Source organism: Salmonella sp. NW38, from assembly GCF_051807745.1.
Classification (GTDB): Bacteria; Pseudomonadota; Gammaproteobacteria; order Enterobacterales; family Enterobacteriaceae; genus Salmonella; species Salmonella enterica.
The window spans coordinates 375,758-390,892 of record NZ_JAMMTO010000001.1 but is presented as its reverse complement, the minus strand read 5'-3'; the positions used below and the strand labels follow the sequence as shown (position 1 = coordinate 390,892).

At 53.1% G+C, this 15,135-nt stretch carries 17 protein-coding genes; 12 read left to right on the top strand and 5 right to left on the bottom strand.

Annotated features, from left to right (window positions below):
- Positions 1-14 precede the first annotated feature (14 nt).
- A complete protein-coding gene (locus tag NA624_RS02095; RefSeq protein WP_000998242.1) occupies positions 15-1,055 on the bottom strand; it encodes an oxidoreductase in 1,041 nt (346 codons plus the stop codon).
- 207 nt (positions 1,056-1,262) lie between these two features.
- Here NA624_RS02095 and blr point away from each other — a divergent pair, with 207 nt between their 5' ends.
- The 12 genes from blr (at position 1,263) to gstA (ending at position 11,694) form a co-directional block, all read left to right on the top strand.
- Entirely contained in the window at positions 1,263-1,388 is a 126-nt protein-coding gene (gene blr / locus NA624_RS02090; protein WP_001708800.1) for a division septum protein Blr, read from the top strand.
- A gap of 296 nt (positions 1,389-1,684) precedes the next feature.
- Complete coding sequence (gene ydgT, locus NA624_RS02085) at positions 1,685-1,900, top strand: transcription modulator YdgT (RefSeq protein WP_000217946.1); 216 nt, start codon at positions 1,685-1,687, stop codon at positions 1,898-1,900.
- Positions 1,901-1,988: 88 nt separating this feature from the next.
- Positions 1,989-2,429 (top strand): DUF2569 domain-containing protein, encoded by a 441-nt coding sequence (locus NA624_RS02080; RefSeq protein WP_000214061.1) that lies wholly within the window; start codon positions 1,989-1,991, stop codon positions 2,427-2,429.
- 76 nt (positions 2,430-2,505) lie between these two features.
- Positions 2,506-3,087, top strand: a complete 582-nt coding sequence (gene rsxA, locus NA624_RS02075) for an electron transport complex subunit RsxA (RefSeq protein ID WP_000133179.1) — start codon at positions 2,506-2,508, stop codon at positions 3,085-3,087.
- Positions 3,087-3,665, top strand: a complete 579-nt coding sequence (rsxB, locus tag NA624_RS02070; RefSeq protein WP_001092600.1) for an electron transport complex subunit RsxB — start codon at positions 3,087-3,089, stop codon at positions 3,663-3,665. Before rsxA ends, rsxB begins: the two co-directional genes overlap by 1 nt.
- Positions 3,658-5,865, top strand: coding sequence for an electron transport complex subunit RsxC (gene rsxC, locus NA624_RS02065; RefSeq protein ID WP_000915619.1), 2,208 nt, complete (start codon positions 3,658-3,660; stop codon positions 5,863-5,865). The genes rsxB and rsxC overlap by 8 nt, the downstream gene beginning before the upstream one ends.
- Positions 5,866-6,924: an electron transport complex subunit RsxD gene (gene rsxD / locus NA624_RS02060; protein ID WP_000231885.1), complete on the top strand. Its 1,059-nt coding sequence runs from the start codon at positions 5,866-5,868 to the stop codon at positions 6,922-6,924.
- Positions 6,925-6,927: 3 nt separating this feature from the next.
- Positions 6,928-7,548 carry an electron transport complex subunit RsxG gene (gene rsxG / locus NA624_RS02055; protein WP_000920817.1) on the top strand — a complete coding sequence of 207 codons (621 nt, stop codon included), beginning with the start codon at positions 6,928-6,930 and terminating at the stop codon, positions 7,546-7,548.
- Between the two features lie 2 nt (positions 7,549-7,550).
- Positions 7,551-8,243 carry an electron transport complex subunit E gene (locus NA624_RS02050; protein ID WP_001289628.1) on the top strand — a complete coding sequence of 231 codons (693 nt, stop codon included), beginning with the start codon at positions 7,551-7,553 and terminating at the stop codon, positions 8,241-8,243.
- On the top strand, positions 8,243-8,878 hold the full coding sequence (gene nth / locus NA624_RS02045) for an endonuclease III (RefSeq protein WP_001030318.1): 636 nt from the start codon (positions 8,243-8,245) through the stop codon (positions 8,876-8,878). The genes NA624_RS02050 and nth overlap by 1 nt, the downstream gene beginning before the upstream one ends.
- Before the next feature lie 600 nt (positions 8,879-9,478).
- Entirely contained in the window at positions 9,479-10,984 is a 1,506-nt protein-coding gene (gene dtpA, locus NA624_RS02040) for a dipeptide/tripeptide permease DtpA (protein ID WP_000100911.1), read from the top strand.
- Positions 10,985-11,088: 104 nt separating this feature from the next.
- Positions 11,089-11,694, top strand: coding sequence for a glutathione transferase GstA (gstA, locus tag NA624_RS02035; protein WP_000765727.1), 606 nt, complete (start codon positions 11,089-11,091; stop codon positions 11,692-11,694).
- A 58-nt stretch (positions 11,695-11,752) separates the two neighbouring features.
- On the opposite strand, the gene pdxY is transcribed toward gstA, so the two are convergent.
- The 4 genes from pdxY to mliC form a co-directional block, all read right to left on the bottom strand.
- Positions 11,753-12,613: a pyridoxal kinase PdxY gene (pdxY, locus tag NA624_RS02030; RefSeq protein ID WP_000789740.1), complete on the bottom strand. Its 861-nt coding sequence runs from the start codon at positions 12,611-12,613 to the stop codon at positions 11,753-11,755.
- 59 nt (positions 12,614-12,672) lie between these two features.
- Entirely contained in the window at positions 12,673-13,947 is a 1,275-nt protein-coding gene (tyrS, locus tag NA624_RS02025) for a tyrosine--tRNA ligase (RefSeq protein WP_000168626.1), read from the bottom strand.
- Positions 13,948-14,073: 126 nt separating this feature from the next.
- Positions 14,074-14,730, bottom strand: a complete 657-nt coding sequence (gene pdxH / locus NA624_RS02020; protein WP_001282334.1) for a pyridoxamine 5'-phosphate oxidase — start codon at positions 14,728-14,730, stop codon at positions 14,074-14,076.
- Positions 14,731-14,788: 58 nt separating this feature from the next.
- Positions 14,789-15,118 carry a C-type lysozyme inhibitor gene (mliC, locus tag NA624_RS02015; protein ID WP_001132086.1) on the bottom strand — a complete coding sequence of 110 codons (330 nt, stop codon included), beginning with the start codon at positions 15,116-15,118 and terminating at the stop codon, positions 14,789-14,791.
- Between the last annotated feature and the right edge of the window lie 17 nt (positions 15,119-15,135).

Sequence of the window (15,135 nt, the reverse complement as noted above, 5' to 3'; positions counted from 1 at the left end):
AGAAATGCGACATCTCAGGCAAGACACAGCGTCGCGCGATGTTTTGCCGATTCCATGCCCAGTTCAATCAACTCCATAATTTGAATCGCCTGGCTTGCCGGCACGGGATTTTCACCGTTACCGTTTAACGCATCGCGGATGGCGGCATAATATGCCGGATAGTTACCCGGCAACGTAAGCCAGTTCTCTTCTTTGCGCGTCTCTCCCTCAACCAGGGTCAATACGCCGTCACGCATGTCGTATCCCCAGTCTTCCTGCGGTAAACGCTCGCCGTTTTTTAACCGTTCTTCCTGGGGATCGAGGCCATATTTTACATAGCTACCGCGCGAACCATGAACGATGTATCGCGCGGATTCCGCCGCGGCCAGCATCGTACCGTGCAAAATCACGCGGCGCTGGGGGTAGGATAAAATCGCGTGGAAATAATCTGTAGATTGCGCACCCGGACGCAGCTGCGCTAAATCCACCGTCATGCTGACCGGCAGGCCAAAAAGTTGAATGGCCTGATCCAACAAGTGCGGTGCCAGATCGTACCAGATACCACTTCCCGGCCCGCCTTGCTCGCGCCAGCGGTCGCGCACCTGGGGACGGAAGCGATCAAAGTGGGATTCAAACAAGGACACCTCGCCGAGCACGCCATCCGCCAACAAGGCTTTCAGCGTCAAAAAATCGCTGTCCCAGCGTCGGTTGTGGAAGACGGAAAGCACCCGGCCAGTGCTCCGCGCAAGCGCATCCAATTCTCGCGCCTGTGACAGTGTCACGGTAAAGGGTTTATCAACCACCACATGCTTACCGGCTTCCAGCGCAGCTTTCGCCAGCGGGAAATGGGTATCGTTGGGCGTTGGGATCACGATCAGGTCGATATGCGGATCGTTAAATAAATGTCGGGGCTCAGAGACCACGGAAACCGCCGGCCAATCTGCTTTCACTTTTGTTTCATCGCTGCTGGATACCGCCGCAAGCTCTAGCCCTGGCGTTCCCATAATTAAGGGCGCATGAAAGGTTTTACTGGCGTAGCCATAACCGATTAACCCAACGCGGATTTTGTCATTCATCTCACTGCCTCCGGTTTTAGATATCGCTATTCCACACCATCGTGCGATTAGCCGCAATAGCGTCCTGACCATCAACGTAGCATCAAATGATTAACTTGTTACAGAACAGAGGCTGAAATCGTTTGCTTCCCTCTTGCCGACCGTTCGCCAGGAAAGTAACATTTACCCCCTGTGTTTATGGATAAATCAAAGCAAATGTCGTCAATAATGAATCGTCTTATTGAATTAACTGGGTGGATAGTTCTCGTTATCTCAGTCATTCTTTTAGGTATTGCCAACCATATTGACAATTACCAACCACCAGAGCCCACGGCTTCCGTTCAGAAGAAGTAAGCGTCAGATAATGTAAAGGCATTTTCGCGTGGTACGGTCAGCGGCGCCCCGGGGCGTGCAAAGAAAGTCAAAAACCGGCAAAAAAAACGAAATATGTCCTATCTGGTCTGACGTTTATTGCCTGTTGTAGGAAAGCGCGTTAACCTTTCGCCCCAGGCGCCCTGTGGCGCCTGACTCTTTACCGGTAAGAATATTCCCTTTTTACCTGCACCCCTGACCTCTCACTGGTGCGGTTTTGTTTATTTTTTATCAGTGACTACTCCGTTGGCATTATATTAAATATGGATCAACTTTATATGACTGTTCAGGATTATCTATTAAAATTCCGCAAAATTAGTTCGCTCGAAAGTCTGGAAAAACTGTTCGACCACCTTAACTATACCCTTACTGATGACATGGACATTGTTAATATGTATCGCGCTGCAGATCACCGCCGTGCCGAACTGGTTTCCGGAGGACGCCTGTTTGATGTAGGTCAGGTTCCGCAATCCGTCTGGCGCTATGTGCAATAAAGAAAGTAGCGTTTAACATCAAAAACCTTATAATATTTGCCCCAAAATGAGCGGCATGGCCGTTAATGCGCGTAACCCCGGAGAAGATATGACTACAACACCGCCACAACGAATTGGAGGCTGGCTTCTTGGCCCGTTAGCCTGGCTGTTAGTCGCGTTGTTGAGCGCCTCGCTGGCGTTATTACTCTACGTTATGGCGCTTGCCACACCGCAAACGTTCAAGACGCTTAGCGGACAGGAAACCGGTAATTTACTGCTATGGGGCATTTCATTTATTACCGCTATCGCCATGTGGTACTATACCCTGTGGTTGACGATCGCATTCTTCAAGCGCAGACGCTGCGTGCCGAAGCATTACATTATCTGGCTGCTGGTGTCGGTGTTACTGGCGGTTAAAGCATTTGCCTTTTCGCCCGTCTCAGATGCCTTTGCCGTGCGTCAGTTACTCTTCCCACTGTTGGCGACGGCGCTCATTGTGCCTTATCTCAAACGTTCAGCGCGCGTTAAAACAACGTTTGTTAATCCGTAATAACCCTACAGTTAACCTGTTGTCGCCTGTGGTAGTTTGACAGATAATAGGCGGCTTTTTTATTTCAGGCCGAAACATGACTGATTACCTGCTGCTCTTTGTCGGAACTGTACTGGTCAATAACTTTGTACTGGTCAAATTCCTGGGCCTTTGTCCCTTTATGGGCGTATCCAAAAAACTGGAAACCGCCATGGGGATGGGCCTCGCGACGACCTTTGTCATGACGCTGGCGTCGATATGCGCCTGGCTTATCGACACCTGGATACTTATTCCGCTGGATCTGATTTATCTGCGGACGCTGGCCTTTATCCTCGTCATTGCTGTGGTCGTGCAATTTACCGAAATGGTTGTACGGAAAACCAGCCCGGCGTTATACCGCTTGTTAGGCATCTTCTTACCACTGATTACCACTAACTGTGCGGTTCTGGGCGTAGCGTTACTGAATATTAATCTCGGTCATCACTTTCTTCAGTCGGCGCTGTACGGATTTTCCGCCGCCGTCGGTTTTTCATTAGTGATGGTTCTGTTCGCCGCCATCCGCGAACGCCTTGCCGTGGCGGATGTGCCCGCCCCTTTTCGTGGTAACGCGATAGCATTGATTACCGCAGGATTAATGTCTTTGGCCTTTATGGGCTTTAGTGGTTTGGTGAAGTTGTAATGAATACTATCTGGATTGCCGTTGGCGCCCTGACCCTTCTGGGCCTGGTGTTCGGCGCCATTCTGGGTTATGCCTCCCGCCGATTCGCGGTTGAAGATGATCCGGTTGTTGAAAAAATCGATGCGATTTTGCCGCAGAGCCAGTGTGGTCAGTGCGGCTATCCCGGCTGCCGCCCCTACGCCGAAGCCGTGGGTCTCCAGGGCGAGAAAATCAATCGTTGCGCGCCCGGCGGCGAAGCCGTCATGCTGAAAATGGCAGAGCTGCTAAACGTAGAGCCGCAACCATGCGATGGTGAAGAACAGCAGGCCGCGCCAGTACGTATGCTGGCAGTTATTGATGAAAATAACTGCATTGGCTGCACAAAATGCATTCAGGCCTGCCCGGTTGACGCCATCGTTGGCGCAACGCGCGCCATGCACACGGTCATGAGCGATCTCTGTACTGGCTGTAATCTGTGCGTCGATCCGTGTCCGACGCACTGCATCGAATTACGTCCGGTGAATGAGACGCCCGACAGTTGGAAATGGGATTTGAACACCATTCCCGTTCGCATCATTCCCGTGGAACAACATGCTTAAACTATTTTCCGCTTTCAGAAAAGATAAAATCTGGGATTTCGACGGTGGTATTCATCCGCCCGAGATGAAGACCCAGTCAAACGGCACGCCGCTGCGCCAGGTGCCTTTAGCGCCGCGCTTTGTTATCCCTTTAAAACAGCACATTGGCGCTGAGGGCGAGCTGTGCGTTAGCGTCGGCGATCGCGTGCTACGCGGCCAGGCGCTTACCCGTGGACGTGGGAGAATGCTGCCGGTACACGCGCCCACCTCCGGGACGGTTATCGCTATTGCCCCCCACTCGACGGCACATCCTTCGGCGCTGGCGGAGTTAAGCGTCATCATTGATGCCGACGGCGAAGACCGCTGGATTGAACGCGAGGGCTGGTCTGATTACCGCGCCCACAGCCGTGAAGCGCTCATTGAACGCATTCATCAGTATGGCGTTGCCGGGCTTGGCGGCGCAGGGTTTCCCACCGGCGTTAAATTGCAGGGCGGCGGCGATAAAATCACCACGCTTATTATCAATGCCGCAGAGTGCGAACCTTACATTACGGCGGACGATCGTCTGATGCAGGACTGCGCCGCGCAGATTGTGGAAGGTATTCGCATCTTGGCGCATATTCTGCAACCGCGTGAGGTTTTAATCGGCATTGAAGATAACAAACCGCAGGCTATTTCCATGCTGCGTGCCGTACTGGCTGACGCCCACGATATTTCGTTACGTGTGATCCCAACCAAATACCCTTCCGGCGGCGCAAAACAGCTCACCCAAATACTGACGGGAAAACAGGTTCCCCACGGCGGGCGCTCCTCTGATATTGGCGTGCTGATGCAAAACGTCGGTACGGCGTATGCCGTTAAACGCGCCGTGATTGACGGCGAACCGATCACAGAACGCGTCGTCACCTTAACGGGTGACGCGGTAAGCCGCCCGGGTAACGTCTGGGCGCGGCTCGGCACTCCCGTTCGTCATTTGCTTAACGATGCCGGGTTCTGCCCTTCTGCTGACCAGATGGTCATCATGGGCGGCCCGTTGATGGGATTCACCCTTCCCTGGCTTGACGTACCGGTCGTAAAAATCACCAACTGCCTGCTGGCGCCATCCGTGACTGAAATGGGAGCGCCTCAGGAAGAGAAAAGCTGTATTCGTTGCAGCGCTTGCGCTGACGCTTGCCCTGCCGACCTTTTACCGCAGCAGCTTTATTGGTTCAGCAAAGGGCAGCAGCATGACAAGGCTACCGCTCACCATATTGCTGATTGTATAGAATGCGGCGCCTGCGCCTGGGTCTGCCCCAGTAATATTCCGCTCGTCCAATATTTCCGTCAGGAAAAAGCGGAGATTAATGCGATCAGGCTTGAAGAAAAACGCGCCGCCGAAGCCAAAGCACGTTTTGAGGCTCGTCAGGCAAGACTGGAGCGCGAAAAAGCCGCCCGCCTTGCACGTCACAAGAGCGCAGCGGTACAACCAGCGGCAAAAGATCAGGATGCCATTGCCGCTGCGCTGGCGCGGGTAAAAGAGAAACAGGCGCAGGCCACGCAACCGGTGGTTATTCAGGCGGGTAGTCTGCCAGACAATAGCGCCGTCATCGCGGCCCGTGAAGCGCGTAAAGCGCAAGCGCGCGCTAAACAAGCCACTCATCCGATGGCTGACAGCGCGATACCCGGCGACGACCCGCGTAAAGCTGCAGTGGAGGCAGCCATCGCCCGCGCCAAAGCCCGTAAGCAGGAGCAGCAGGCCGGAAGCGAACCTGCCGAACCGGTCGATCCGCGTAAAGCCGCGGTGGAGGCGGCTATCGCTCGCGCCAAAGCCCGTAAGCAGGAGCAGCAGGCCGGAAGCGAACCTGCCAAAGCGGTCGATCCGCGCAAAGCCGCGGTGGAGGCGGCTATCGCCCGCGCCAAAGCCCGCAAGCAGGAGCAGCAGGCCGGAAGCGAACCTGCCGAACCGGTCGATCCGCGTAAAGCCGCAGTGGAAGCGGCTATCGCCCGCGCCAAAGCCCGTAAGCAGGAGCAGCAGGCCGGAAGCGAACCTGCCGAACCGGTCGATCCGCGCAAAGCCGCAGTGGAAGCGGCCATCGCCCGCGCCAAAGCCAGCAAGCAGGAGCAGCAGGCCGGAAGCGAACCTGTCGAACCGGCCGACCCGCGTAAAGCCGCGGTTGCTGCGGCGATCGCCCGCGTTCAGGCAAAAAAAGCAGCACAGCAGCAGGTAGTTAACGAGGATTAAATGGTATTCAGAATCGCAAGCTCGCCTTATACCCATAACCAGCGCCAGACATCGCGAATCATGTTGCTGGTATTAATCGCCGCTCTGCCGGGGATTGCCGCGCAGACGTGGTTTTTTGGTTGGGGAACGCTTTTCCAGATCGTTCTGGCTGCCATCACGGCGCTCGTCGCGGAAGCCATTGTCCTTAGACTGCGCAAACAACCGGTCGCCAGTCACCTACAGGATTATTCCGCGTTATTGACGGGGCTTTTGCTGGCGGTCAGCATCCCTCCGCTCGCGCCCTGGTGGATGGTCGTGCTGGGAACCGGATTCGCCATTATTATCGCTAAACAGTTATATGGCGGGCTGGGACAAAACCCCTTTAATCCGGCAATGATCGGTTACGTGGTGCTCTTAATCTCCTTTCCGGTGCAAATGACAAGCTGGTTGCCGCCTTATGAAATAGCCGCAACAACGCCCGATATGCTGGACACGTTGCGGATGATTTTTACCGGGCATACCGCCAGCGGCGGCGATATGACACTGCTACGTATTGGTATTGACGGTATCAGCCAGGCGACGCCGCTGGATACGTTTAAAACGTCCTTGCGCGCCGGGCACTCCGTTGAGCAAATTATGCAGTACCCGATATACAGCGGCGCTCTGGCCGGCGTGGGCTGGCAGTGGGTTAACCTCGCCTGGCTTGTCGGCGGCGTATTCCTGCTGTGGCAAAAAGCTATCCGCTGGCATATCCCGGTCAGTTTTCTACTGACGCTGGCGCTATGCGCCGCGTTAGGTTGGCTTTTTTCGCCCGCTACGCTGGCCTCGCCGCAGCTTCATCTGCTGTCAGGCGCCACCATGCTGGGCGCATTTTTTATCTTGACGGATCCGGTTACCGCCTCCACGACCAACCGTGGACGTTTAATTTTCGGCGCGCTGGCTGGGGTATTAGTGTGGCTGATTCGTAGCTTCGGCGGCTATCCGGACGGCGTTGCTTTTGCTGTCCTGTTGGCGAATATCACGGTTCCTCTGATCGACTACTACACGCGCCCCCGCGTCTATGGACATCGCAAAGGATAAACCATGCTGAAAACGATTCGTAAACACGGTATTACGCTGGCGCTTTTTGCCGCAGGTTCTACGGGATTGACTGCGGTGATTAATCAGATGACAAAATCAACCATCCACGAACAAGCGCTGCAACAACAGCATGCCCTGTTCGATCAGGTATTGCCGCCAGATCGTTACAATAATAATCTGCAAGATAGCTGTTATCTGGTCGATGCGCCCGCCCTCGGCAAAGGCACACATCGTGTTTTTATCGCTCGCAAGGATGATAAACCCGTAGCAGCCATCATTGAGGCCACCGCGCCAGATGGCTATTCCGGCGCTATCCAGCTTATTGTTGGTGCAGATTTCAACGGTACCGTCCTGGGGACGCGCGTGACGGAACATCATGAGACGCCAGGGTTAGGTGATAAAATTGAGCGCCGTTTGTCTGACTGGATTACCCACTTTAGCGGTAAAACCATCAGCGGTGAAAATGATACGCACTGGGCGGTGAAAAAAGATGGCGGTGATTTTGATCAATTTACCGGGGCGACAATAACGCCGCGCGCCGTGGTGAATGCGGTTAAACGCGCCGGGCTGTACGCCGAATCACTGCCCGCTCAGCTCCCCCATTTAACCGCCTGTGGAGAATAGCCATGAGCGAAATAAAAGACATTGTTGTTCAGGGGTTATGGAAAAATAACTCTGCTCTGGTGCAGCTACTTGGCCTGTGCCCTTTACTGGCGGTGACGTCTACGGCAACCAACGCTCTGGGGCTGGGTCTGGCCACAACGCTGGTATTAACGCTGACCAACCTTACGGTATCCGCACTACGTCGCTGGACGCCGGCAGAAATCCGTATCCCGATTTACGTTATGATCATTGCCTCGGTGGTAAGCGCAGTACAGATGCTGATCAATGCGTATGCGTTCGGTTTATATCAGTCTTTAGGGATTTTTATTCCGCTGATTGTAACGAACTGCATTGTTGTCGGTCGCGCCGAAGCGTTTGCCGCGAAAAAAGGACCGTGGCTTTCCGCGTTGGACGGTTTTTCCATCGGCATGGGCGCGACAGGCGCGATGTTCGTGCTGGGTTCGCTGCGCGAGATCCTCGGGAATGGTACGCTTTTCGATGGCGCGGATAGCCTGCTGGGAGGCTGGGCAAAAGTATTACGGGTCGAGATATTTCACACCGACTCGCCTTTCCTGCTGGCGATGCTGCCGCCAGGCGCGTTTATCGGCCTGGGGCTCATGCTGGCGGTAAAATATCTTATTGATGAAAAAATGAAGAAACGCCGCGCCGAAACCGCGCCTTCCGCTGTTCCGGCAGGTGAAACAGGGAAAGTCTGATGAACAAAGCAAAAAGGCTGGAAATTCTGACGCGCCTGCGCGACAACAATCCGCACCCCACAACGGAACTCAATTTCACGTCGCCGTTTGAGTTGCTGATTGCCGTGTTGCTTTCCGCGCAAGCAACCGACGTCAGCGTGAACAAGGCTACCGCCAAACTTTACCCGGTCGCCAATACGCCAGCCGCGATGCTGGAACTGGGCGTAGAAGGCGTGAAATCCTATATCAAAACCATCGGTTTATTTAACAGTAAAGCGGAAAACGTGATTAAGACCTGCCGTATTTTACTGGACAAGCATAATGGCGAAGTGCCGGAGGATCGGGCGGCGCTGGAAGCGCTTCCCGGCGTGGGGCGTAAAACCGCTAACGTGGTGCTAAATACCGCCTTCGGCTGGCCGACCATCGCCGTTGATACGCATATATTTCGTGTATGCAACCGAACACAGTTCGCACCGGGTAAAAATGTCGAGCAGGTAGAAGAGAAATTACTGAAAGTGGTGCCGAATGAGTTCAAAGTGGACTGCCATCACTGGTTAATTTTGCATGGCCGCTATACCTGTATCGCCCGAAAACCCCGCTGCGGCTCCTGCCTCATTGAAGACCTTTGCGAATACAAAGAAAAAGTCGATATTTGATATGCCCGGAGCGCGTCCGTCACGCCAGCGCGCTCCCACCTGCGGCCTGGATCTATTTTAGCCATCAATCATTCCAGTCTCTGTCCTTTTTCTGATGTAATGTGCTTTCGTTTTCCCTCCACGTCAGGTTAATCATTTTTTTAATCGCAAAAATTTCTATCTATCCGTGATCAGGATCACTTTGATAACTTCATGTGAAATTTAATGACATCTAAGGTTACATTTACAACCGGATAGACTGACGCCCTGTTTTCACTACAAAATATTACTCTGCCATTTTTTCAGATAATGGCCTATATCACTGCTTTTCACCTTAAATAGCAGAAGATATCGCCTTTCACCCAAACCAATGGCCTTTTTGCAGTGTAAAAATCTGCCATTCTTCAAATGAAGAAATTTAACGCTGGATAACATTTCTGACATCGGACGATTCAACCAGAAGAGTTATATGTAACAGATTATTACAAAGCTCTTGTCTGGAGAGGAAAGATAGTGAACATTACCTGCCGTTTCCCCTCCAATATAACAATCGGACGGATGAGTCTGACTCATCACGCGCCAGACAATCCCTGTTAATACGGGGCGTAAAAAGAGGTAAAAGTGTCTACTGCAAACAAAAAACCAACTGAAAGCGTCAGTTTGAACGCTTTCAAACAACCGAAGGCGTTCTATCTCATCTTCTCGATAGAGTTATGGGAGCGTTTTGGTTATTACGGCCTGCAAGGCATTATGGCCGTCTACCTGGTAAAACAACTGGGTATGTCAGAAGCGGATTCCATCACCCTTTTCTCTTCCTTCAGTGCGCTGGTGTACGGCCTGGTCGCCATTGGCGGTTGGTTAGGTGATAAAATTCTGGGCACCAAACGCGTTATTATGCTGGGTGCCGTGGTGCTGGCTATCGGTTATGCGCTGGTCGCATGGTCTGGTCATGACGCTGGCATCGTCTATATGGGCATGGCGGCTATCGCTGTGGGTAACGGTCTGTTTAAAGCTAACCCGTCTTCCCTGCTGTCTACCTGTTACGCGAAGGACGATCCGCGTCTCGACGGCGCATTTACGATGTATTATATGTCCGTCAACATCGGCTCCTTCTTCTCTATGCTGGCGACGCCGTGGCTGGCGGCGCGTTATGGCTGGAGCACCGCGTTTGCGCTTAGCGTCGTCGGTATGCTGATAACCGTCGTTAACTTTGCTTTCTGCCAGCGCTGGGTGAAAAGCTACGGTTCCAAACCCGACTTTGAACCGATCAACTTCCGTAATCTGCTGCTGACAATCGTGGGTATTGTCGTTCTGATTGCGGTCGCCACCTGGCTGCTGCACAACCAGGATATCGCGCGTATGGTGCTGGGCGTAATCGCTCTTGGCATCGTCATTATCTTCGGTAAAGAAGCGTTTTCCATGCACGGCGCGGCTCGCCGTAAAATGATCGTCGCCTTTATTTTGATGCTGCAGGCGATTATCTTCTTCGTACTGTACAGCCAGATGCCGACGTCGCTGAACTTCTTTGCCATTCGTAACGTCGAGCACTCTATTCTCGGTATCGCGTTCGAACCGGAACAGTATCAGGCGCTGAACCCATTCTGGATCATTATCGGCAGCCCGATTCTGGCCGCTATCTATAACAGGATGGGCGATACGCTGCCGATGCCGATGAAATTCGCCATTGGTATGGTGCTGTGTTCCGGCGCGTTCCTGATTCTGCCGCTGGGCGCCAAATTTGCGAACGATGCCGGCATCGTATCCGTAAACTGGCTGATCGCGAGCTACGGCCTGCAAAGTATCGGTGAGCTGATGATCTCCGGTCTGGGACTGGCAATGGTCGCACAGTTGGTTCCGCAGCGTCTGATGGGTTTCATCATGGGTAGCTGGTTCCTGACAACGGCAGGCGCTAACATCATCGGCGGTTATGTCGCCAACCTGATGGCTGTGCCGAGCGACGTGACTGACCCGCTGATGTCCCTGGAAGTCTATGGTCGCGTATTTATGCAGATTGGCATAGCAACCGCCGTTATCGCCGTCCTGATGCTGCTGACAGCGCCTAAGCTGAACCGTATGACCCAGGACGATGATACCGCTGAAAAAGGCTCTAAAGCCGCTACAGTTTAATTTTCCGGGAAACAACATTCAGGCCGCTAACTGTGCGTTAGCGGCTTTTTTTTTGCTCGTCCCCGCACTACCATACTTTAAACCTCAGCAAAAAGGAGTTACCGATGAAACTGTTCTACAAACCGGGTGCCTGCTCTCTTGCTTCCCATATTACCCTGCGCGAAATTGGCAAAGACTTTACGCTTGATGGCGTCGATCTCGCAAAAAAACGCCTGGAAAATGGTGATGATTACCTGGCAGTCAACCCTAAAGGACAGGTTCCGGCTCTGCTGCTGGATGACGGCACACTGTTGACTGAAGGCGTCGCCATTATGCAGTATCTCGCCGACAGCGTTCCCGACCGCCAGCTTCTGGCGCCGGTAAGTAGTCTTGCTCGCTATCATACGCTGGAATGGCTCAACTATATTGCAACGGAACTGCATAAAGGCTTTACCCCTCTGTTCCGCCCTGACACGCCGGAAACACTTAAACCCGCCGTTCGCGCCGGTCTGGAAAAGAAATTGCAGTATGTGGATGAGTCGCTTTCAGACGACCAGTGGATTTGCGGCCAGCGTTTTACCATTGCAGACGCTTATCTGTTTACCGTATTGCGTTGGGCCTATGGCGTAAAACTGAATATGGACGGGTTAACGCATATTGAAAGTTATATGCAGCGTGTCGCAAAAAGACCGACCGTTGCGGCAGCGCTTAAAGCGGAAGGACTGAATTAATGTCATGTTGCCGGATAGCTCGCTGTACCGCCATCCGGCCTCTTTTTAGCAGCAATAATTACAGCCGCGTTGCGCTAAAGTAATGTTCAGGGTTAGCGATCCTGTCCTGGGCCGCCACGACCTGCAGTTCGTACTCCTGCATCGTTTTGGTGGCGATCATAATCTCATAGACTGCCGCCGTAACGTGCTCCAGCGCCTGCTGCAACGTCGCGCCCTGCAAAAGTTTGACCAGCAATAAACCACTGGTGACATCGCCAACGCCAACCGGCTGACGTGAGCCGAAATCCACCAGCGGACGGCTAATATGCCAGGCTTCCTGCGCTGTCACCAGCAGCATTTCAAAGCGTTCTGAACTGTAACCGGCGCGGGCGAGATGTTTTACCAGTACAATTTCTGGCCCCTGAGCAATCAGTTCGCGCGCCGCCTGCACGGCGTCATCCACACTATTCACGCTATGTTTGCTGAGAATTTCCAGTTCAATCAGGTTAGGCGCGATAATATCGCTGGCGGGTAGCGCATAACGCACATGGAACTCTGCGACGCCAGGCGCCACGATACAGCCCTTTTCCGGATGCCCCATCACGGGATCGCAGAAATATTTTGCCTGCGGATTTGCCGCTTTAACCTGGCGCACAATACCGAGAATGTGTTCTCCCTGCTCGGCAGATCCCAGGTAACCGCTAAGTACGGCGTCGCAGTGCGCTAACTGGCCAATGTCCGCAATCCCCTGGACAATCTCAGTCAGATGGCTGGGCGGCATGACACAGCCGGTCCATTTACCATATTGCGTGTGGTTAGAAAACTGAACGGTATTCAGCGGCCAAACATTCGCGCCAAGACGGCGCATGGGAAATTCGGCGGCGCTGTTGCCCGCATGTCCGAAAACAACATGGGACTGGATAGCGAGGATATTCTTCATTTTTTTACCTGAACATCAAAAATAAGGGAGTGATTTCTCACTCCCTGTTACTTAATGCCTTATTTCCAGCAAATCAGACAATAGTTCTTTTTGCCGCGACGTAATAAGGTATAGCGGCCAAACAGACGGTCCTCATCGTTAAAGATGTATTCAGGATCGGATTGTTTTTCACCATTGATAGTGACAGCGTTGGAGGCGATAGTCTTACGCGCCTGACCACGTGACGGCTGGAGCTCGGCGTCTACCAGCGCCTGCATCAGGTCGGCGCCTTTTTCCATTTCAACCATCGGTACGCCGTCCTGCGCCAACTGCTCAAAGTCAGCTTCGCTCAGCGCGCTCAGTGAACCGCTGAACAGACATTCAGTGATCCGTTTCGCCGCGACCAGCCCCTCTTCACCATGAACCAGGCGCGTCACCTGCTCGGCCAGCACATACTGCGCGCGCGGCGCTTTCCCGCTGTTTTTATCTTCTTCTTCCAGGGCATTGATCTCTTCAATGTCCATAAAAGTGAAGAATTTCAGGAAGCGATAAACATCGGCATCTGCGGTGTTAATCCAGAACTGGTAGAATTTGTACGGACTGGTTTTCTTCGGATCCAGCCAGACAGCGCCGCCTTCGGTTTTACCGAATTTCGTGCCGTCAGCTTTGGTGATCAGCGGAACGGTCAAACCAAATACCTGATTCTGGTGCAGGCGACGGGTCAGGTCGATACCGGAAGTGATGTTCCCCCACTGGTCAGAACCGCCAATCTGTAAGGCAACGCCGTGCAGTTTATTCAGACAAGCGAAGTCGTACCCCTGTAGCAGGTTATAAGAGAACTCCGTGAAAGAGATACCCTGATCGTCACGGTTCAGACGCTGCTTCACCGCTTCTTTGTTGATCATCTGATTAACGGAAAAATGTTTACCGATATCGCGCAGGAAAGTCAGCACATTCATGCTGCCGAACCAGTCATAGTTATTGGCCGCGATGGCGGAGTTTTCGCCGCAATCAAAGTCCAGGAATGGGGCAACCTGTTTACGAATTTTCGCCACCCACTCCTGAACGGTCTCTTCAGTGTTCAGTTTACGCTCGGCGGCTTTGAAGCTCGGGTCGCCAATCAGACCGGTCGCGCCGCCTACCAGCGCAACAGGTTTGTGCCCTGCCTGCTGGAAGCGTTTCAGGCATAACAATGGAACCAGATGCCCCAAATGCAAGCTGTCAGCGGTAGGATCGAAGCCGCAATAGAGCGCGATCGGGCCTTGCGCCAGTCGCTCTGCCAACGCGTCTTCGTCCGTCACCTGGGCTACCAGCCCCCGCTCTTGCAATTGTTTAATCAAGTTACTGCTTGCCATCAAAATCTCCATGTATAAAACGACTGCACCTTTGCCGGTACACGACTTTTCGCCAGACGCGAAAGAGACATAGCATAAAACGGCGGATTCATCCGCACCAGTGCTTAAAACAAGATTTTTGCATCTTTAGGGCGCAAGACGGTCGATTTTCCATGCGCCGTCGTCGCGTTGGTATAAAAAGCGATCGTGCAGACGATGTTCGCCGCCCTGCCAGAACTCCATCTGTTCGATACTCACGCGAAAACCACCCCAGAAGCTGGGTAACGGCACTTCGCCCTGTTGAAACTTCTGCTTGAGCTCCAGGAATTTGCTTTCGAGGATACCGCGCGCGGAAATGCGGCTGGATTGTTTAGAAACCCATGCGCCGATCTGGCTGTCGCGCGGACGGCTGTGGAAATACCTCACCACCTCAAGTGTGGAGAGACGCTCGGCTTTGCCTGTCACCATCACCTGGCGTTCAAGCATATGCCAGGGAAATAACAGGCTGATACGCGGATTGTGCTCAATCTGATGCGCCTTGCGGCTTCCCAGGTTGGTATAAAAGACCAGGCCTTTTTCATCATAATGCTTGAGCAATACAATACGCTGGTACGGTTGCCCCTTGTCATCTACGGTCGCCACGACCATTGCCGTCGGATCGGCCAGTCTGGCGTCGCACGCTTGCCCAAGCCAGCGCTCAAATAAGGTTAACGGTTCAGCGGGTAAATCGCGGCGACGCAAGCCGCCTTTCGTGTATTCACGGCGCAGATGCGCGATCTGCTGCAATTGGTCGTTATCAGACATGGCGTTGATCAGAAATAATCAGTGGGTGGCGCTATTGTGCGCCCCCATACTGAAAATCTCAACGCTTCGGATTTTGTAACTGACAGTTATTAAGCACAATTCTGTCTCGTTTATAGACCGTGGCGCTCTCGCCTTGCGACCAGAAAACATAAATCCCGTCGGTATAACGCGCGCCCGAGGCCGAGATTCCTTGCTTCAGGGTCAGCAGCTTATTGTCATAAACAAAACTGACCTCTTCACGCGGGTTATTGACTTTAACGGTAAGCGGCTTCTCATCACACTGGTATTCCAGCGTATCCGTTTGCATACGTTCAACAAATTGTTGATAAACGCTACAGCCGGTCAGCAGCACAGGTAAACACATTATTGCGATCTTTTTCATAGGCATATCCCGAAAGCTCTCCT

Excerpts from the sequence above, each read along its gene's own strand:
- NA624_RS02095 (WP_000998242.1), bottom strand. The coding sequence starts at position 1,055 with ATGAATGACAAAATCCGCGTTGGGTTAATCGGTTATGGCTACGCCAGT.
- blr (WP_001708800.1), top strand. The coding sequence starts at position 1,263 with ATGAATCGTCTTATTGAATTAACTGGGTGGATAGTTCTCGTTATCTCA.
- ydgT (WP_000217946.1), top strand. The coding sequence starts at position 1,685 with ATGACTGTTCAGGATTATCTATTAAAATTCCGCAAAATTAGTTCGCTC.
- NA624_RS02080 (WP_000214061.1), top strand. The coding sequence starts at position 1,989 with ATGACTACAACACCGCCACAACGAATTGGAGGCTGGCTTCTTGGCCCG.
- rsxA (WP_000133179.1), top strand. The coding sequence starts at position 2,506 with ATGACTGATTACCTGCTGCTCTTTGTCGGAACTGTACTGGTCAATAAC.
- rsxB (WP_001092600.1), top strand. The coding sequence starts at position 3,087 with ATGAATACTATCTGGATTGCCGTTGGCGCCCTGACCCTTCTGGGCCTG.
- rsxC (WP_000915619.1), top strand. The coding sequence starts at position 3,658 with ATGCTTAAACTATTTTCCGCTTTCAGAAAAGATAAAATCTGGGATTTC.
- rsxD (WP_000231885.1), top strand. The coding sequence starts at position 5,866 with ATGGTATTCAGAATCGCAAGCTCGCCTTATACCCATAACCAGCGCCAG.
- rsxG (WP_000920817.1), top strand. The coding sequence starts at position 6,928 with ATGCTGAAAACGATTCGTAAACACGGTATTACGCTGGCGCTTTTTGCC.
- NA624_RS02050 (WP_001289628.1), top strand. The coding sequence starts at position 7,551 with ATGAGCGAAATAAAAGACATTGTTGTTCAGGGGTTATGGAAAAATAAC.
- nth (WP_001030318.1), top strand. The coding sequence starts at position 8,243 with ATGAACAAAGCAAAAAGGCTGGAAATTCTGACGCGCCTGCGCGACAAC.
- gstA (WP_000765727.1), top strand. The coding sequence starts at position 11,089 with ATGAAACTGTTCTACAAACCGGGTGCCTGCTCTCTTGCTTCCCATATT.
- pdxY (WP_000789740.1), bottom strand. The coding sequence starts at position 12,613 with ATGAAGAATATCCTCGCTATCCAGTCCCATGTTGTTTTCGGACATGCG.
- tyrS (WP_000168626.1), bottom strand. The coding sequence starts at position 13,947 with ATGGCAAGCAGTAACTTGATTAAACAATTGCAAGAGCGGGGGCTGGTA.
- pdxH (WP_001282334.1), bottom strand. The coding sequence starts at position 14,730 with ATGTCTGATAACGACCAATTGCAGCAGATCGCGCATCTGCGCCGTGAA.
- mliC (WP_001132086.1), bottom strand. The coding sequence starts at position 15,118 with ATGCCTATGAAAAAGATCGCAATAATGTGTTTACCTGTGCTGCTGACC.